Origin of the sequence: Paenibacillus sp. W4I10, assembly GCF_030816325.1 — a bacterium.
GTDB classification, from domain to species: domain Bacteria; phylum Bacillota; class Bacilli; order Paenibacillales; family Paenibacillaceae; genus Paenibacillus; species Paenibacillus amylolyticus_B.
In genome coordinates, this window is sequence record NZ_JAUSXX010000001.1 from 5,564,382 (window position 1) to 5,582,203 (window position 17,822).

Here is a 17,822-nt window from a genome sequence, read left to right on the forward strand (position 1 = left end):
CGTTCTGCATGTACTTCATGCTTTCACTTCATATGTAAAGCCCTCACGGTACTTCGCATGATATGCCTGAGACTAACATATGGGCATTCCGTCCCAAACATGAGTATCTTCCATGAATAGATGAAGTTGGCAAGCTGTGATAATAGGCTGAATTTTATCTTTTGTGTGACCAGGATCACTTTTTTTTGCTCTAGAGACGAAGATTGTGATAATTCTCACATGTATAAAATAGGTAATCTGGCACAATACGTTCATCAACGTATTTGGCGGACAGACAGCGAAGGTGCAGCTTCAATGCCAGATACGCATACTGCGAAGTGAACAGAAAGAAGGGGTAACGGTATGGATCCGATTATGTTATCGCGTATCCAATATGCACTTACAACGATTTTCCATTTCTTTTTTGTCCCGCTATCCATCGGTCTTGTACTGTTGGTTGCAATCATGGAGACGTTGTACGTTGTTAAGGGTAAGGAAATCTACAAAACGATGGCGAAGTTCTGGGGCAAGCTGTTCCTGATTAACTTTGCCGTCGGTGTAGTCACAGGTATTTTGCAAGAGTTCCAGTTTGGCATGAACTGGTCCGAGTACTCTCGGTTTGTGGGGGACGTGTTCGGTGCGCCACTGGCTATTGAAGCGCTACTGGCGTTTTTTATGGAGTCTACATTTATTGGTTTGTGGATATTTGGATGGGATCGTTTGTCCAAAAAAGTGCATCTGGCCTGCATCTGGCTGGTGTTTGTCGGCACATTCCTGTCCGCGCTGTGGATTCTGGCAGCCAATTCATTTATGCAGCATCCGGTCGGGTTTGAGATTAACAACGGCCGAGCCGAGATGAATGATTTCTTTGCACTCATCACGAATGGTCAGTTGCTCGTCGAGTTCCCACATACGATTTTTGGGGCATTGATGACAGGGGCCTTCGTTGTAACCGGGATCAGTGCCTACAAATTGATGAAAAAGCAGGATGTGGAGATCTTCCGCAAATCGTTTAATATCGCGATCATTATCGCTCTTGTTTCTTCATTCGGCGTCGCATTCTCGGGTCACTTCCAGGCGCAATATCTGGTGGAGACACAGCCGATGAAGATGGCAGCCAGTGAGGGCACATGGACGACGACAGAAGATCCAGCACCATGGACGGTGGTCGCTTTTATTGATCCGGATAAACAGGAGAGTACGGGTGAGATCAAAATTCCTGGATTGCTCAGTTACCTGTCCTACAGCAAGTTCTCCGGTAGTGTCAAAGGCATGAAGGAACTGAATGCTGAGTATCAGCAGACATATGGACCGGGGGACTACATCCCGCCGGTACGGACAACGTTCTGGAGTTTCCGCATTATGATCGCAGCGGGTGGTTTAATGATTGTGCTGGCTCTGTACGGTACGTTTCTGGCTATGCGCAAGAAGCTGGAGGTCGCTGGGAAGTGGTTTATGCGTCTGATGGTATTTGCCATATCTTTGCCGTTTATCGCCAATACGTCAGGTTGGATCATGACCGAGGTCGGAAGACAGCCATGGACGGTATTTGGCTATATGACAACCGAAGCCGGGGTCTCACCGAACGTATCCGCAGGAATGATCTTGTTTTCCACGATTGCGTTCACAGCTGCGTATACCGTGCTTGGTATCGTGATGGTATACCTGTTCGTACGTGAGATCAAAGCAGGACCGTTTGCGGTCGAGAAGCTGGAAGATCACGATGAATCGGCCGATCCGTTCGGCGTGGATGGAGGTTATTCCGTTGTCACTAAGTGAGTTGTGGTTTTTGCTGATTGCCGTATTGTTTGTTGGTTTCTTCTTTTTGGAAGGTTTTGATTTTGGTGTGGGGATGTCTACAGGCATTATTGCCAAAACGGACCGCGAACGCCGGACCCTGATCAACTCGATTGGTCCGTTCTGGGATGGTAATGAAGTATGGCTGATTACAGCAGGGGGCGCGATGTTTGCTGCCTTTCCGCACTGGTATGCGACGTTGTTCAGTGGTTTTTACCTGCCACTTGTGGTGGTGTTGCTCGCCTTGATTGGTCGCGGGGTTGCCTTCGAATTCCGCAGTAAAATGAAACAGCAGCGCTGGCGCAAAACATGGGATATCATCATTGTGGTATCCAGCGCGCTCCTGCCTTTCCTGTTCGGCGTAGTCTTTGCCACGTTCATGAAGGGTCTGCCTATTGATGGGGAGATGCAGTTGCGTGCAGGATTCTTCGATATTGTTAATCCGTACACCGTGATTGGTGGTTTGAGTGTAACCCTGCTGTGTCTGGTTCATGGATTGCTGTTTGCCTCACTACGAACAGTCGGGGAACTCAGAGAGCGTGCCTTGAATACAGCGCAAAAATTGATGCTGCCGCTGGCTGCACTGCTCGCTGTTTATGCGTTAATGACGTATTTTATGACCGATGTATTCACCGTACGGGGCTGGGCCCTTTGGATAATGGTTGTACTTGGCGCAGTCGCGCTTGCACTTGCGGCTTACTTCGTGCGTCAGAAGCGTGAAGGCTGGGCTTTTGGTATGACAGGGGCTGTGATTGCAATTGCCTTTGCTTCTGTATTTATCGGTCTGTTCCCAAGAGTCATGGTGAGTTCGTTTGGTTCTGCATTTGACCTGACCGTATACAACGCTGCATCTGGTGCGTATTCATTGAAAGTAATGACGATTGTGGCTTGTACACTGCTGCCATTTGTTCTTGGTTATCAGATCTGGAGTTATTATATCTTCCGCAAACGCCTGAACGAGCAGCACCACCTGGAGTACTGATATGGGACGGGGGCTGCTGAAGCTGCCGGGCATCCGGCCAGTACTCGCGCTGGCATCAGCGCTGGTACTGTTACAGGCGATGACGATCATTATGCAAGCCAAATGGCTGGCACAGGCCATCACGGCATTGTTTGAAGGTTCATCCGTAACGGAGCAGTACCCGGTACTGCTGCTGTTCCTGGCTGCTTTTGCCGCCCGATACGCTCTATCCTTCTGGTTACAACTCGTGACATCACGATATGCGGAGAGGACAGGGACTGATCTGCGCAGACAGATGGTGGAGCAGTGGTTCAGACTTGGACCGCGTTATGCCAAGACGGAGGGCACAGGACATCTGGTTACACTGGCACGTGAGGGAACAGCCCAATACAAGACGTATCTCGAACTATTCATTCCTCGCATGCTGGGCATAGGATTCACACCCATCGTCATTCTGCTGTATGTGTTCAAGCTGGATCTGATGTCCGGGGTTATTCTGATGCTGACACTCCCAATCCTGATCGTGTTCATGATTCTGATTGGTCTCGCAGCTCAGCGTAAGATAGACGGACAATTCAGATCCTACAAAGCACTCGCTAACCATTTTGTTGATACCTTGCGTGGGTTGGAGACGCTAAAAACATTGGGACAAAGCAAAACACACGAAGAGTCCATTCTGCGGGTCAGTCAGCGGTATCGGAAAGCAACGATGTCTACCCTGCGTATGGCCTTTCTTTCTTCGTTTGCTCTCGATTTCTTTACGATGCTGTCCGTTGCTTCCGTAGCAGTTGGTCTGGGATTACGTCTGACGGAGGGGCATATGCTGCTCGGCCCTGCGCTGACGGTACTGATTCTGGCACCCGAATATTTCCTGCCTGTACGTATGCTCGGCGCTGATTATCATGCCACATTGGACGGTAAGGAAGCCGGAGCGGCCATTAATCAGGTGATTGAACGGGGGAAAGTTGCTGAACGGAAACAGAAAGAAGCTTATGCAAACGTTGTTGCGCACGCGGACATGGCAGAGGATGGGACGGGATCTGCATCATCGTTATCTTCGGGTAAAAGGAAAGCAGGCATTTCGACCATACGTGTCGTGTTGAACGATAAAACGGCTGTGGGACATCTTGCTCCTGATCCTGCTTCTGTTTCTACTATTCCTGAGCTTGTTTCTTCCGCTTCCTCAGTGTTCTCCTGGAATGAGAATAGCAGATTGGCTCTAACGGATGTACAGGTACGGCATGATGATGAAGGTCCTTATTCGCTAAAGGATGTCACATTTCAGATCACGGGTCTTGGCAAAATCGGTGTTATTGGCGCCAGCGGAGCAGGCAAGTCCACATTAATTGATGTATTGGCTGGTTTCCAGTTACCTACTTCGGGTCAAGTACTGGCTAACGGACAGCCGGTTACACCGGATATGCTCGAATCTTGGCGAAGACAGACGGCAGCTATCCCGCAGCATCCATATATCTTTAGTGGAAGCCTGGCCGATAACGTTCGTTACTACATGCCGGAGGCTTCGGATGCGGAGGTGGCCAAGGCCATTAGCGCAGCTGGATTAACCAAGCTTCTGACCTCATTATCCGCTGGGTTGCATGAGCCTATTGGGGCTGGCGGCCGACAGCTTAGTGGTGGGCAGGAGCAACGGGTGGCTCTGGCAAGAGCCTTGCTTAGTCAACGGAACATCCTGCTGCTTGATGAACCGACAGCTCATCTGGATGTGGAAACAGAGTATGAACTGAAACAGACGATGCTGCCGCTGTTTGAAGGAAAACTTGTATTTTTGGCTACCCATCGTCTGCACTGGATGCCACATATGGATCGGATTATTGTCATGGATGGCGGCACAGTGGCAGAGACGGGAACACATCAGGAATTGCTGGCACGACAAGGCGTATATTATCAGATGATTCAGGCCCAGATGGAGGCGATATAAAATGAAGTCCGAATATGAACATATGGAGACCGTCCGTAACGGAAAAGAAAAAAATAGCTGGATCGCTCCGTATGTGGCACAGTACCGCTGGAGATTCATCGCAGTCATTGCGCTGGGTACATGCGCTGCCTTGTGTGCGGTACTGTTGCTGTTCACCTCCGGATTTCTGATCTCCAAGTCTGCGCTGCGTCCTGAGAATATTCTGATGGTGTATGTACCTATTGTTGGTGTACGTGCATTTGGGATATTCCGCGCTGTCTTTCGATATATCGAGCGATTGGCAGGACATGATGCCGTACTGCGTGTGTTGGCCGATCAACGGGTGAAGTTATATCGCATTCTGGAGCCACAGGCCCTGTTCCTGCGCTCTCGTATGCAGACCGGAGATGTACTCGGAGCACTCGCCGATGATGTGGAGCGGCTGCAGGATATTTATCTGCGTACAGTCTTCCCTGCGGTTACGGCGCTCGTGATGTATGGTGGGGCTGTGATTGCCTTTGGCAGTATTGATCTGGGATTTGCGGTGTGGATGGGCTTGTATATGTTATTTCTCGTTGCCGTGTTACCTGTAATCTCTCTGAAAGTGACGTGGGGAAATGGCGTGTGCGGCTGAAAAAGGAAAACAGCAGGTTGTATACCCGACTGACTGACGGTGTGCTTGGACTGGGAGATTGGCTTGCAAGTGGACGAGCAACCGAATTTGTTCAGCAGCAGGAAGAGGCGGAAGAACAGGTCGATGCGATTCGTCGCAAGTTGCGGCGCTGGACACGCTGGCGTGATCTGATGGCCCAGTGTGTCATTGGCCTGATGGTCGTATCCGTGACGCTATGGGCTGGAAACGCCGCTTCTGTCGGGCAATTACCTGCCGTGATGATCGCTGCTTTTGTACTGGTATTATTTCCGCTTACGGAATCACTTCTGCCAGTAGGGGATGCTGTGGAGCATCTGCCTCAGTACCGGGAATCACTGGACCGCTTGAAACAGCTGGAAGGGAAATCGGATCTTCAGGGGCAGACTGGAGTGGATGATGTTGATGGAACAGGCAAATCGATCTCTGTAGTAAAAAACGGCAACGCGATGGCTGGACAGCCATCCGAGTCCTTGCCAGCGGCGAATGATATTCCGGACAGACGAATTCGTCTTCGCATTCCACCCAAACTAAGAGCAGACATCGAGATTAATCGCGTAAGTTACCGTTATGCAGCGGATGATTCCTACGCCGTACATGATGTATCCCTTCATCTGCCACAAGGCAAACGATTAGCTATTCTTGGACGAAGCGGCGGCGGCAAATCGACATTGTTGAAGCTGATTCAGGGGGCATTACTTCCGTCTGCGGGGAAAGTTCTGATCAACGATCTGCCTGTGCAGACCCTTGGTGATAGTGTCACTGATGTTATCGCGGTGCTGAATCAGAGCCCACACCTGTTTGACACCACGGTAGCGAATAATTTGCGGATTGGTCGTCCACATGCAACGGATGAGGAGATTCGTCAGGTGGCCGCCCAGGTAGGTTTATCCGGTCTGATCGAATCCTTGCCGCAGGGATATGATACGCCGATGCTGGAGACGGGGCTGCGTTTCTCCGGTGGGGAAAGGCAACGGATTGCTCTGGCCCGGGTACTGCTCCGGGAGACACCTGTTATAATATTGGATGAACCAACCGTAGGGCTTGATCCGGTGACGGAACGAGAGTTGATGCGCACCATCCTGGACAGCTTGCAAGGCAAAACGATGATCTGGGTCACCCATCACCTGATTGGTGCGGAACAGATGGATGAACTTATTTTTATGGAAAATGGAAAGATTGCCATGCAGGGTTCTCACGAACAATTGCTGGCTGGGGAAGAGCGATACCGCCGTCTCATTGAACTTGATCGGCCGGGGTGGACAGGTCGGCAGCAACAAGAACAACCGTTGCCACCGGTAGCCTCGAGATAAGTGTGAGCTTATGAGCGCCTGCGGCTCAAGACGTGTGGATGTTGCATACCAGCCCAGATGATTGAGCTGAACTGAACCTATACATGAATTATCAATTTAGCGAATAACACCGAATGAGTGCGGAATGAGCACTTAACCATATAAGCATAACAAATAGACGAGCCAAGAAATCTTGGACTCGTCTATTTTTACATTCCGATATGACCGCTTATATTGCGGATACTTACATCTCTACCAGCATCAATATAATGGAAGACAGACACAGGCAGGTACTAACCAGATAGAGGACAGCAACAACCTGTTTGTGATTCAATCCTGCACGTAGCAACCGATAATGGGCTTGACTCGCATCGGCCTGGTAGATCGCTTTACCTTGAATGAAACGTTTGATCACGACAAAGATGTTATCAAAGATCGGTACACCCAGCGCCAGAATTGGAATGAAGATGGACAACATGGTTGCTTGTTTGAATGCACCATCCAGAGCGATAACAGCCAGAATGAAGCCAAGGAACGTAGCACCTGCATCACCCATGAACACTTTGGCAGGAGCTTTGTTGTACTTCAGATAACCAATCGTCACACCGACCAGAATGATCGACATGAGTGCGGAATCACTTTGACCTTTGGCAAGGGCCACGATGAACAGGGTAATCGCCGAGATGGCCGATAATCCGCCAGCCAGTCCGTCCATGCCGTCCGAGAAGTTGATGACTGTTGTCACCCCGAAGATCCACAGGATCGTGAGAATGAATTGCAGCCAGATTGGAAGCATGACATATTCCGCGTTGAAGGGATTCACAAATCCGGTGAACGCAATGCCAGAAGCAAATACGAGTACTGCCGCAGAGACCTGTACGAGCATTTTGGGCAGGGCAGGAAAATCTTTGCCTTTTGTTTTGTACCAGTCGTCGACGGTACCAATCGTTAGCAGAAGCATACCACCAGCGACCAGAGCCGCTGTTTCCCAAGTGATTTCTTTCGTCAGAGCAATGTATGTCAGGAAAAATCCAGTAAATATCGCGTAACTCGCCGTGAGCGGGATCGGTTGCCTGTGTAGCTTACGCTCCACATCTTCCCGAGGCTTGTCCACAAAATCGAGCCGGTGAGCCAGTCGACCAAGCGGCGGAATAAGCAGAACCACGACAGCAAAAGACACTATAAAAGCCAGTATGTATACCATAAACTCGCTTGTTTCACTCCCATCTACCAATTTCCCCTTATTATACGAGTTAAACAGGAAATCTGTCGATGTCATTATTGTAACCAGACGTACGCAATAGTGAACAGAAATCAGATTCTATTGCTTTTGAGGAAGATAGGCGCCGAAATAATGTTTTACGGCTTCTGCATGATATCCATCATCACCTTGCCAGGTTGCTGCAAAAACAAAATCGCTGGAACCACCTTTGCGTTTTCTCGGTTTATCTCCAGGAACCAGTATGCCGGCTGCCGCCCAGATTTCCAGCAGAGCATCTCGCTCCTGTTTGCTGGAAGGGAAGAGATCCTTCCACTTTTTCTCGAGTGAGCGAGCACTGTCCTTGGGGTCTTCCGTCTGAGCTGCTTCAAGCAGGTTGACCAGGATGGCTTGGTCTTCAGGAGTTACTTCATAGTTTGCATCGTTGTCCTGAAGCAGTAATTCCAGATCCATCAGGCAATAGATAAGCCAGCCATGACGCACGCCGCCCCACTTGATCCGTTCAAAGTTCAGGACGTTTAAGTCGACGTTGGAATATTCCTTGTCTGACTGCAAACGCAGGAAGTTACAATCCCCACAGGCACTGGTGTTAGGATGAAGGGCAGAGCGTTCCGCAAAGGTATGCAAAGGCATCTTCGATGTTAAAGCCCAGCTGGATAATGCGCTGCGCAGATAGACTTTTTTGGTGGACAGACTATGTAAAAAGGCCGAAATTACCCGTTCTTTAAACGAATCATCCTGATGCATATCGTATAGACGCTGGATGATCTCGTCATGCGTGATCGTGAGTGGATCGAACATAACACCTTTGCTTTTGGCATATTCAAATTCATCTCCAGAGAAGGGTAGAGAGGTTGTTTTCCAGCCACCACCTCCCCAGAAGTTGCTCAGCAGTATCTTTGCTGCTTTTTTGTCCATATAGCTAGCCTCCTTTATGGATATACCATCATGATAAATGTGGTTCTTCAATCGACCCCTGACCTGCTTACTTTAATGTGCGTATTCCTCGCTTGTATTCAGAATCATCTCGACAAGACCTGGAAAACGGACCTCTAATTCTTCCTTTCGTAGGGAATAAAAGTGCTGTTTACCTTCAATGCGCGGCTGGATCACGCCAGCTTCACGTAAAATTTTGATGTGATGGGACAACGTGGATTTGGAAATATGGTCTACTTCGAAGGCGGAACAGTTTTTCTCGCCAGAGCTGGCCAGACAATGTGCAATTTTCATGCGGATCGGATCACCCAATGCATTGCAGACCGTGGTCAACTTCAGTTCCGAAGCCATAGGTATCGTTGGAGTTCTCATATCTATGACGTTAGCATATTCGGCCACACCTTTCAATGTTTGAAAAATTTCGAACTATAGAAGTTGAACTGTAACTATTACACTTGTTTACTCCGATTGCAGTACCATCTTTCGATCGCTCTTATCCCCAGATTTTCTTTATTCCCTTGGTCCAAGGGAAAAATCCGGTGATAAATGCGCACGCTTCGCTTCTTCAGATTGGTTCTGCACTCTCCGTGTTAGTGTAAAAGTCGGTCTCAACTTATATATTTCTTGCGGGCAGTATAAGAAGTATGTTACATTTCTTTTCAATTAGTTCGAAAATATTCGAACTGAAAGATTGGAAAATGGCTTTTTATTCTAGGAGGAATATAAATGAGTACTATAAGTACCACTACACTGTTGAACAACTATTTCCGTTTATTTGATGCTTCACGTACAGACGAGCGCGCCATGCAGGACTTATTGTCCCTGTTCACACAGGACGCAGAGATTGTGCTTAACGGCACAAGCCGAACAGGATTCGATGGCTTCATGAAAGCTTTCTACGAGTACAATAAGGACGTAAAACATATGTGGGACGGTTGGGTGGAACAGCCTGACGGCAGCTACCAAACCAACTGGGCGGTATGCGGACAAGCGGCAGACGGAACGGTATATGCCAAAGCAGGCATTGATATCGCGCGTGTAAATGATGCGGGCCAGATTGTGTATCTGGAGAATGTACAGGCCGACCAGAATGCGTTCAGCAGGTATAATCAGTAATTAAAATCCAGGATTTCAGTTCTATAGTAGTTAGAAATCTGAATCAATAAAAAAGATAGGAAACCTTAACTCCACCGTTTTTTCATGCTGTGGGGTTTTGTTATACTCAACATGCTCAATCAATCTTTTTAGGATAGGATTAGAGTATAGGGATGAACGTTATAAATTCTTAGTTGTTGAAATAAAGAGGAGTGAACTACATGAACGAAATTGGGAACCGAAACGTCATGGAACCTTTAGAGGTCATACCCATGGTCGGCATTGGACCATTTAAGTTGGGAATGAGTAAACCAGAGGTAGAAGAGATCATCGAGCGCATCAACCCGGAGATTAGTCAGCTCTATAACCGATTGGAGTATAATTCGGAACATAAACTCTATTTCATTGAAGTAAGTAATCCACACGATTATCCACCTGATGAATCTGATGTTGTCCTTACATATGATAATATTGATGTTTTTCGAACAAAGGCTGATGATCTCGTTAAGCTAATAGATAGTAAGACACCATATACTCGAGACATCGATGCGGAGTTGGGATTTTCTTTTATTTTCAAAGACATCCAATTGGCTTTGTGGAGACCTGGCGTGATGACCGAAGAAATGTTGAATTCAGTTGAGTTTCTGACCGAGTTTTCGCCAGAGAATCAGGAACTGGAAAAGAGATTTTTCTATTTTAGGACGGTTGCTGTGGGGGCCCCTGGATACTTTAATAGAACATAAAGCGAAGCTCCGAGTATGATGAGAGATAAAGTTGATCCAATCTAAATAGAGTTTATATAGTCTGTGCATGAAAAAAAAGCCCATTCCCATATGGACATAACCATGGCGGGATGGGCCTCTTTAACTTATGGCATCTGGTATTAATTCTAACGAACTGTACACACGCTATTGGAGGGTATTTGGAGAAAATAATTTTCTAACGAACCACAAACACGTTAATAGGCTCCATTTTCAGTTTTTGTGCAGGTTTTTGCCCATGTAATCCGATATAAGGTGGCTCAGGTTCGTTAGATTTTGAAAACATGTTAAAAGCTTCAAATAAGGTGTCTATGATTCGTTAGCCTATTCCGGTTCGACTTTTTGAATCTCCGACGTGTAACATCCCACGCCTTTCCTACCCTTGCATCGTCTTATTCTGAAAAGCAGCGATATCCGCATACTCTTCTTCGAATTTGCGGGAGATGCGAATGAAGATCGGCAGCAGTTCCCGGTAGACACGGACACTGTCCGGGTCCGGTTGGTGCCGGTGCGTTGATCCGATCATGCCGGAGACGGCACTTAGGGAATCGATGCGGCCAAGAGCGTACAAGCCCAGTACAGCTGCGCCGAGACAGGAGCTTTCAATACTTTCGGGGATGATGACATCCTGATCGAAAATATCCGCCATCATCTGGCGCCACAACTCAGAGCGGGCGAAGCCGCCTGTCGCCTGGATTTTTTTCGGACGGCCAATCTTTTCTTCGATCGCCAGCATGACCGTGTACAGGTTAAACAACACACCTTCGAGGGCAGCGCGAATCATATGTTCTTTCTTATGATGTAGCGTCAGGCCGAAGAACGAACCGCGTGCATTTGGATTCCAGAGTGGAGCCCGCTCACCCGTCATATACGGATGGAACAAGAGGCCTTCTGAACCCGGAGGTACGTTTTCAGCTACACGAGTCAGCACTTCATATGGATCGATGCCAAGTCGCTTCGCGGTCTCCACCTCGGAAGCCGCAAACTCGTCCCGAATCCAGCGGAAAATAACACCGCCGTTATTCACTGGTCCGCCAATGACCCAGGCATCCTCCGTGAGCGCATAACAGAAGAAGCGTCCTTTTGGATCGGTCACCGGTTTATCTACGACTGTACGAATCGCTCCACTGGTACCAATGGTCACGGCCACGACGCCTGGATCAATGGCGTTCACGCCCAGATTGGAGAGCACGCCATCACTGGCCCCGATGACAAACGGTGTGGTGACCGCAATGCCCATCTCCTTGGCGTACTCCGGGTGCAATCCATGTTTCAGCACATGTGTGGTTGGGACCAATCGGGAAAGGTATTCCGGCGTAATGCCCGCCACATGCAGCGCTTCTGCATCCCAGTCGAGTTTCTCCAGATTCATGAGTCCGGTGGCGGAGGCCATCGAGTGGTCAATGACGTATTCAGAAAATAATTTATAGAAGACATATTCTTTCATGGATATGAATTTGTACGTCTGTCTGAACAGTTCCGGTTGATCCCGGGTGAGCCACATGATCTTGGTGAGAGGGGACATCGGATGAATGGGTGTACCTGTTCTCAGATAGATTTCGTGACCATTCATCTCCGATTTGAGCACTTCGGTCCACTCGGCACTGCGATTATCTGCCCATGTCATGGCCCGCATCAACGGTTTGCCGTGTTGATCGACTGGCAGAATACTGTGCATGGCCGAGCTGAACGATACAAACAGGATGTCCTCTGGTTTCACTCCCGCTTTGGACGTGGCCTGTTTAACGGATTCAATGACTGCTTTGAAAATATCTTCCGCATCCTGCTCCGCAATCGCAGGTGTGGGGGTGTGCAGCGGATAATCGGCACTGCCTTGAGCCACAATGGTTCCGTTCTGTTCGAACAAGACGGCCTTGGTGGAGGTCGTGCCGATATCTACGCCGATCATATAGGGTGAAGAAGCCATTTTGTCATCCCTCTTTCTTAAATATATAAGTGAAAGAATGCTGTTACACGTTAACACTTCGGGTACAGAAAGCCTTCCGATCGCCGTTATCCCCAAATTTCTTTGATCCCCTCTTCAAAGGGAGAAATTTGGTTATAAATGCGAACATTCCATTTCTTCAGGCCCTTTCTGTCCCCATCGCGAACGTGGCGCTATTCATCCAACTTATATGGCATCTGTTATTTCAACTATAGATAAGAATATCAGACTTGAGGGATGGATCAAAATGGAGCAGATTACGTCGATCTCGATTACACCATCCTTAATCCTTCACCGCTCCTGCGGCAATATCCGAAATGAACTGGCGGCTGATGAACAGGAACATGACAATCAGTGGAATGACGGCAAGCAGCGTACCTGCGATAACCATGGCATAGTCTGTGTTATACAGTCCGTTCAATTGAGACAACGCAATCTGCAACGTGTATTTGCGTTCATCCGTCAGGACAATCAAAGGCCACAGGTAGTCATTCCATACGCCGATAAAGGTGAACGCGCCAAGGAAAGCAAAGGCAGGTCGCAAAATCGGCAACGCCACGTTCCAATAGAGCCGGAAGAAATTACAGCCGTCGATGCGGCCTGCATCCAGCAGATCGTTCGGAATGGACTCCGTGGCATACTGGCGTATCCAGAAAATGCCGAAGGCGTTCACCATGCCCGGAATAATAAGAGCTTTGAAGGAACCGACCCAGCCGAACGTAGCCATGAGTACGAAGGAAGGCACCAGCGATAGCTGGGAAGGTACCATCATGGTCGCGAGCAGCAGGATGAAGAGCCACTTTTTGCCGGGAAATTCAAACTTCGCAAACGCAAACCCCGCCAGTGAGTCAAAAAACAGTACAAGAATAGTCACGAGGCCCGACACAAACAACGTATTCAGAAAGGCACCCCAGAAGTCAATCTGCTGTAACACCCGCGTAATATTATTCCACAATTCGCCCCCGAACCAGAGCTGCGGTGGAAACTTGTAGATATCGGACGTTGTCCGGGTAGACATTACAATCAGCCAATAGAACGGGAACATGGATATGAGCATGCCCCCGATAAGACCGGTATACAACACCAGCGATTTGAGGTGTTTGGACGCCATAAGCGCTCCCCCTTGTCACATCAGGATGATTTGCCTTGAACAAGCTTCCAGTTCACAATTGAGAACAGGGCGATAATGAGGAACATGCCCCAACCAACAGCAGCACCATATCCGAAGTAATTGTTAATGAAGGATTCACGGTAGAGGTACAATACAATCGTCATGCCTGCTGCACCAGCGCCACCATCGTTACCTACCAATACTTGAGGCTCGGTGAACAGTTGCATACCCCCGATCGTTGATGTAATGACCGTGAACAGGATCACTGGACGCAGCATCGGAATTGTGATGCGGAAAAAGGACTGTATCGCGGATGCCCCGTCAATCTTGGCTGCTTCGTATAACGTCTGCGGGATACTCTGTAGCCCCGCCAGATAGATAACGGCGTTATATCCGGTCCAGCGCCAGACCACCATGGAGGAGATTGCAACTTTGATGCCCCATGGTGCATTTAGCCACTCCACAACAGGTAGCCCGACCGATTGCAACAGATAATTGAGAAAGCCATAATTGTTGGCAAATAAAGCGCCGAAGATAATGGCTACCGCTACGATGGACGTGACGTTTGGCAGGAAATAACCGACCCGAAATAATGTACGGAACTTCACAAATGGTGCATGCAGCAGAAAGGCAATAATCAATGCGAAGAAGAGCATCGGAATCGTCGAATAGATCCAGATCATGAACGTGTTGCCCACGGCTTGCCAGAACTCGGCATCGGTCAGCATATATTTGAAGTTGTTGAACCCGTTGTACGTCATGACACCGATGCCATCCCATTTATGAAAAGCCAGATAGAGTGAGAATCCGATCGGGAACAGGCCAAATACCGCAAACAGAATATAAAACGGCGATATCGCAACATAAAGTGCACGATGCTCCCACATTCTCGCCCATAGTGACTTCTGCCGATCCAGATCAGGTCTTGCATTTCCGGGATCGGGAGTAAGACGAGGTTCAGTTACAGCCATATGAATTCCTCCTTTGCGGATAACGAAACCACACGTTCTTCAGGTTAACGCTGCAATTCCCGCTCGACGCGGTGTACCGTATCTGTCCAGACCTGCTGTGGATCGGCATTTTGCTTCGCGACATCATTCAGCCGCCGGGTGATAATGTTGTGTACGGAAGGGTATCGTTCACCAAAGAAAGCATCCGGCACCTCCTGTGCCGATTCGGCAAATATAGGCCCTGTCGCCTGTCCACCGAAGAAAGGTTCTTTTTCTTTCATGGCAGGATCATCAAATACACTTGGTGCAGAAGGGAACAGGTTCAATGTCTGATATTGCTCCAACTGATTTTCGGGACTTTGCAGCCAGCGAACCAGTTCGAAGGCTTCCTGAGGATGTTCACTCGACTTCAGGATGGACAGGAATGATCCCCCGTTGTTGCCATCTCCCCCTGGTGCCCGAGCGACCCGCCACTTCCCGGATGTATCCGGAGCGGCTTCCTGAAGAACTTGTTTCATCCAGACAGCACCTACGAAAGAGGCGATTTCGCCATTATTCATCGCGGCGTTCCAGCCTGGAGTCCAGCCGTCTGCGTTGGCAAGTAGTCCCTTCTCTTTGAAGGCAATGGATGTATCCCAGCTTGTTCGCACCAGAGCAGAATCCATGCCGATGAATGAACCATCTGGACGGAAATAACGTTCAGCTCCTTGCGACAGCACTTGGTTGTAAACGCTTCCGATGTTATCGGTCAGAAATACCTTTCCTCCGAATTTCTCCTTGATCTGTTCTCCGGCAGCGGCATATGCATCCCAGCTGTTGATCTGGCGTGTAACGTCTTCGGGATCAGATGGCAATCCGGCCTCCTTGAACAGATCTTCTCGGTAGAAGAGGGCAGTTGGCCCCGTATCCATCGGAAAACCGATCATCTGTCCACTTGGCGTAACGCCTTGCTTCCATTTCCACGGCAGATATTGGTCTTCAATATCTCCTGCACCTAGATCATACAGATTATAGAAACGGTCCTCACTGGGGAATAGCTCCATGATCCAGTCGTTCAATGCCACAATGTCTGGTTCACCTGAACGTGCAGCGAGTGTTGTTTTGAGCTTTGCTTTGAAATCACCGCCGATTTTCTGAGCTGTCAGTTCGATATTGGGGAACTTTTCCTTAGCTCTGGCAATCAACTTATCATCGATGGAACGATTCCAGTACCATAATGTAAGCGCTACCTTTTTGTTGTTCGCTGAATCGTCCTGTCCGGGCCAGATGGAGCATCCGCTTATGAGCAGGACGCAGACCATCAGTATGGCTGTCCAGCATGTTCTTTTCCGGCGGATCATGTGTATTACCCCCTCATCGTTAAGTTCGAGGCATGAAGTGCTTTGGACTACAACATTAGTGTATGAGCAGTTTATAAACTCATACCCAATATTCCTAAAATGAAACACATATTTGTGTCGGTTGCGTAACATAAATTGGGTAGTTACTTTAAAAATAAAAGTTACTTGACACATTATAATTTTTATTCTAAACTAACTTACATAAAGTAACTAATGATGATGAGAATAATATAGATACGTACTATATAACATCCAAGTGATCCAATTTCACTCTGGATGCGAATCAATCAACATACAAGTTGGCCTAAACAGGAGGAACGACAATGATCAATTCACATATTATTCAACTGCTTGCCCCCAAAATTCAGACTTTTCCGAGTGGAAAAGAGTTTATATACCTGGTGGGACCAATCAAGCTTCCGGTTAACCTCGATGGGGAGACCAAGACATTCCAGTGGTACAGCTGGATGAAATCGGACAAAGCGATGGAGAGCGGCGAGTTAATCGAATCTCTTGCTGCTGCTGAACTGGCAGAGCGTCAACAATCCAGTGTTCTGGTGTATGGTGACTTTGCTGAAGCACAAGAAGCGCTGATCCGGATGCATAGCATCTGTCATACAGGCGACATCTTTGGCAGCAAACGCTGTGATTGCGGCTTCCAATTGGAGCAATCCATGAAAATGATCGCCGCACACGGAGCGGGTGCACTGTTCTATCTTGCGAACCATGAGGGACGTGGTATTGGTCTGTTCAGCAAAGCTATGGCGTACATTTTGCAAGAAGAAGGTCTGGATACAGTAGATGCAAACTTACAGCTCGGATTCACAGACGATGCTCGTAATTATGACGATGCGATTGCCGTATTGCGTGCGCTTCGCTCAGCTCCGGTTACACTGATCACCAACAATCCACGGAAGCTGGCTGCCTTGCAGGAAGCGGGATTAAATGTGGGGGGACGTGTTCCACTATGGGGAGATCGCTCTGCTTTTAACGAGAAATATCTGCAAACGAAAGTGAACCGTTCCGGTCACTTGGCAGAAAGTGATGGCTGGGCTGGGGCAGAAACGCTGCTTCCGCATGCGCAGGCTTAATCCTTATTCATTGAACATATACGATTAGTGGATTAGTCGTTGTAGTACTCTCCGTTATGGAGAAGTACAGCAGCGGCTTTTTGGTATGGAGAACAGGGTAGCGATCAGGTTTTCCTGATTCACGGAATGGCTTGCCGTTCCCACAGTTCGGATTATACAATATAGTCATCTGATGAATGCGGGAGGAACCAAGGTGCCATTTGAGGGACAACGTATATTGCCGGCTGCGAAGAGCATGAAGCAGTTTGAGGCGATGATTGAAGGCCCTTATACCTATGGGGTGATGCTGGAAACTCATATTGCACAGCTTCAGAGTGTAATGGACGAGGCACGGCGGTATGACAAAAAGATACTTTTGCATGCAGATCTGGTACAGGGATTAAAAAACGATGAGTATGCGGCAGAGTATCTGTGTCAGCACATTCGCCCCGCAGGACTGATCTCTACGCGAGCGAGTGTTATTCAGAAGGCAAAGCAGAAAGGCATTACAGCGATTCAACGTATTTTTCTACTGGATACCCATGCGCTGGAGAAAAGTTATCTGTTGCTGGCCAAAACCCAACCGGATTATATTGAAGTATTACCTGGCGTCATTCCGCATATTATTGCGGAAGTATCTGTGCGTACAGGGATACCCCTTATTGCGGGGGGATTGATCCGTTCACCGGAAGAGGTTGAACTTGCGCTTGGCGTCGGGGCTACGGCAGTGACCACATCCAACGCAGATCTGATCCGACACTTCGAGAAATCGCTTACACCGTAAAAAGAACCCACAACA

17 protein-coding genes are annotated in these 17,822 nt (G+C 48.4%); 9 read left to right on the forward strand and 8 right to left on the reverse strand.

Features of this window, described 5'->3' with window-relative positions:
* Nucleotides 1-342: 342 nt before the first annotated feature.
* The 5 genes from QF049_RS25055 to cydC are packed head-to-tail and all read left to right on the forward strand — an operon-like array spanning nt 343 to nt 6,617.
* Nucleotides 343-1,758: a cytochrome ubiquinol oxidase subunit I gene (locus QF049_RS25055; RefSeq protein ID WP_307541444.1), complete on the forward strand. Its 1,416-nt coding sequence runs from the start codon at nt 343-345 to the stop codon at nt 1,756-1,758.
* Nucleotides 1,703-2,758: a cytochrome d ubiquinol oxidase subunit II gene (cydB, locus tag QF049_RS25060; RefSeq protein ID WP_307541447.1), complete on the forward strand. Its 1,056-nt coding sequence runs from the start codon at nt 1,703-1,705 to the stop codon at nt 2,756-2,758. The genes QF049_RS25055 and cydB overlap by 56 nt, the downstream gene beginning before the upstream one ends.
* Before the next feature lies 1 nt (nt 2,759).
* Nucleotides 2,760-4,676, forward strand: coding sequence for a thiol reductant ABC exporter subunit CydD (gene cydD / locus QF049_RS25065; protein WP_307541450.1), 1,917 nt, complete (start codon nt 2,760-2,762; stop codon nt 4,674-4,676).
* A gap of 1 nt (nt 4,677) precedes the next feature.
* On the forward strand, nt 4,678-5,289 hold the full coding sequence (locus QF049_RS25070; RefSeq protein ID WP_307541452.1) for an ABC transporter domain-containing protein: 612 nt from the start codon (nt 4,678-4,680) through the stop codon (nt 5,287-5,289).
* Entirely contained in the window at nt 5,280-6,617 is a 1,338-nt protein-coding gene (cydC, locus tag QF049_RS25075) for a thiol reductant ABC exporter subunit CydC (RefSeq protein WP_307541454.1), read from the forward strand. Before QF049_RS25070 ends, cydC begins: the two co-directional genes overlap by 10 nt.
* A 223-nt stretch (nt 6,618-6,840) precedes the next feature.
* Here the strand turns inward: cydC and QF049_RS25080 are convergent, their stop codons facing one another.
* The 3 genes from QF049_RS25080 to QF049_RS25090 all read right to left on the reverse strand — a co-directional run bounded on the left by QF049_RS25080 (nt 6,841) and on the right by QF049_RS25090 (nt 9,123).
* Nucleotides 6,841-7,800: an MraY family glycosyltransferase gene (locus tag QF049_RS25080; protein WP_145325010.1), complete on the reverse strand. Its 960-nt coding sequence runs from the start codon at nt 7,798-7,800 to the stop codon at nt 6,841-6,843.
* 117 nt (nt 7,801-7,917) lie between these two features.
* Entirely contained in the window at nt 7,918-8,733 is an 816-nt protein-coding gene (locus tag QF049_RS25085) for a hypothetical protein (protein WP_307541456.1), read from the reverse strand.
* 72 nt (nt 8,734-8,805) lie between these two features.
* Nucleotides 8,806-9,123 carry an ArsR/SmtB family transcription factor gene (locus tag QF049_RS25090; RefSeq protein ID WP_307541458.1) on the reverse strand — a complete coding sequence of 106 codons (318 nt, stop codon included), beginning with the start codon at nt 9,121-9,123 and terminating at the stop codon, nt 8,806-8,808.
* Nucleotides 9,124-9,477: 354 nt separating this feature from the next.
* Here QF049_RS25090 and QF049_RS25095 point away from each other — a divergent pair, with 354 nt between their 5' ends.
* Both QF049_RS25095 and QF049_RS25100 read left to right on the forward strand, forming a co-directional pair.
* Entirely contained in the window at nt 9,478-9,867 is a 390-nt protein-coding gene (locus QF049_RS25095; protein WP_307541460.1) for a nuclear transport factor 2 family protein, read from the forward strand.
* Between the two features lie 200 nt (nt 9,868-10,067).
* Nucleotides 10,068-10,589: a hypothetical protein gene (locus tag QF049_RS25100; protein ID WP_307541462.1), complete on the forward strand. Its 522-nt coding sequence runs from the start codon at nt 10,068-10,070 to the stop codon at nt 10,587-10,589.
* A gap of 394 nt (nt 10,590-10,983) precedes the next feature.
* Here the strand turns inward: QF049_RS25100 and gntK are convergent, their stop codons facing one another.
* The 4 genes from gntK to QF049_RS25120 all read right to left on the reverse strand — a co-directional run bounded on the left by gntK (nt 10,984) and on the right by QF049_RS25120 (nt 15,953).
* A complete protein-coding gene (gene gntK, locus QF049_RS25105; protein ID WP_307541465.1) occupies nt 10,984-12,534 on the reverse strand; it encodes a gluconokinase in 1,551 nt (516 codons plus the stop codon).
* Between the two features lie 301 nt (nt 12,535-12,835).
* Nucleotides 12,836-13,663 carry a carbohydrate ABC transporter permease gene (locus QF049_RS25110; RefSeq protein WP_091035913.1) on the reverse strand — a complete coding sequence of 276 codons (828 nt, stop codon included), beginning with the start codon at nt 13,661-13,663 and terminating at the stop codon, nt 12,836-12,838.
* Between the two features lie 20 nt (nt 13,664-13,683).
* A complete protein-coding gene (locus tag QF049_RS25115) occupies nt 13,684-14,550 on the reverse strand; it encodes a carbohydrate ABC transporter permease (protein ID WP_091013252.1) in 867 nt (288 codons plus the stop codon).
* 128 nt (nt 14,551-14,678) lie between these two features.
* The gene (locus QF049_RS25120) at nt 14,679-15,953 is read right to left on the reverse strand and encodes an ABC transporter substrate-binding protein (RefSeq protein ID WP_373428297.1); all 1,275 of its coding nucleotides are present in this window, start codon (nt 15,951-15,953) and stop codon (nt 14,679-14,681) included.
* A 323-nt stretch (nt 15,954-16,276) separates the two neighbouring features.
* On the opposite strand from QF049_RS25120, the gene QF049_RS25125 reads away from it, so the two are divergent.
* The gene (locus QF049_RS25125; protein WP_124116670.1) at nt 16,277-17,044 is read left to right on the forward strand and encodes a GTP cyclohydrolase II; all 768 of its coding nucleotides are present in this window, start codon (nt 16,277-16,279) and stop codon (nt 17,042-17,044) included.
* A gap of 7 nt (nt 17,045-17,051) precedes the next feature.
* On the opposite strand, the gene QF049_RS25130 is transcribed toward QF049_RS25125, so the two are convergent.
* Nucleotides 17,052-17,213: a hypothetical protein gene (locus QF049_RS25130; RefSeq protein ID WP_307541468.1), complete on the reverse strand. Its 162-nt coding sequence runs from the start codon at nt 17,211-17,213 to the stop codon at nt 17,052-17,054.
* A gap of 24 nt (nt 17,214-17,237) precedes the next feature.
* On the opposite strand from QF049_RS25130, the gene QF049_RS25135 reads away from it, so the two are divergent.
* Entirely contained in the window at nt 17,238-17,807 is a 570-nt protein-coding gene (locus QF049_RS25135) for a glycerol-3-phosphate responsive antiterminator (RefSeq protein ID WP_307541470.1), read from the forward strand.
* The last annotated feature ends 15 nt before the right edge of the window (nt 17,808-17,822 follow it).

What these genes read in the sequence shown, in the direction of transcription:
- QF049_RS25055 (WP_307541444.1), top strand. Translation starts at nt 343, where the DNA reads ATGGATCCGATTATGTTATCGCGTATCCAATATGCACTTACAACGATT.
- cydB (WP_307541447.1), top strand. Translation starts at nt 1,703, where the DNA reads ATGAATCGGCCGATCCGTTCGGCGTGGATGGAGGTTATTCCGTTGTCA.
- cydD (WP_307541450.1), top strand. Translation starts at nt 2,760, where the DNA reads ATGGGACGGGGGCTGCTGAAGCTGCCGGGCATCCGGCCAGTACTCGCG.
- QF049_RS25070 (WP_307541452.1), top strand. Translation starts at nt 4,678, where the DNA reads ATGAAGTCCGAATATGAACATATGGAGACCGTCCGTAACGGAAAAGAA.
- QF049_RS25080 (WP_145325010.1), bottom strand. Translation starts at nt 7,800, where the DNA reads ATGGTATACATACTGGCTTTTATAGTGTCTTTTGCTGTCGTGGTTCTG.
- QF049_RS25085 (WP_307541456.1), bottom strand. Translation starts at nt 8,733, where the DNA reads ATGGACAAAAAAGCAGCAAAGATACTGCTGAGCAACTTCTGGGGAGGT.
- QF049_RS25090 (WP_307541458.1), bottom strand. Translation starts at nt 9,123, where the DNA reads ATGAGAACTCCAACGATACCTATGGCTTCGGAACTGAAGTTGACCACG.
- QF049_RS25095 (WP_307541460.1), top strand. Translation starts at nt 9,478, where the DNA reads ATGAGTACTATAAGTACCACTACACTGTTGAACAACTATTTCCGTTTA.
- QF049_RS25100 (WP_307541462.1), top strand. Translation starts at nt 10,068, where the DNA reads ATGAACGAAATTGGGAACCGAAACGTCATGGAACCTTTAGAGGTCATA.
- gntK (WP_307541465.1), bottom strand. Translation starts at nt 12,534, where the DNA reads ATGGCTTCTTCACCCTATATGATCGGCGTAGATATCGGCACGACCTCC.
- QF049_RS25110 (WP_091035913.1), bottom strand. Translation starts at nt 13,663, where the DNA reads ATGGCGTCCAAACACCTCAAATCGCTGGTGTTGTATACCGGTCTTATC.
- QF049_RS25115 (WP_091013252.1), bottom strand. Translation starts at nt 14,550, where the DNA reads ATGTGGGAGCATCGTGCACTTTATGTTGCGATATCGCCGTTTTATATT.
- QF049_RS25120 (WP_373428297.1), bottom strand. Translation starts at nt 15,953, where the DNA reads ATGATCCGCCGGAAAAGAACATGCTGGACAGCCATACTGATGGTCTGC.
- QF049_RS25125 (WP_124116670.1), top strand. Translation starts at nt 16,277, where the DNA reads ATGATCAATTCACATATTATTCAACTGCTTGCCCCCAAAATTCAGACT.
- QF049_RS25130 (WP_307541468.1), bottom strand. Translation starts at nt 17,213, where the DNA reads ATGACTATATTGTATAATCCGAACTGTGGGAACGGCAAGCCATTCCGT.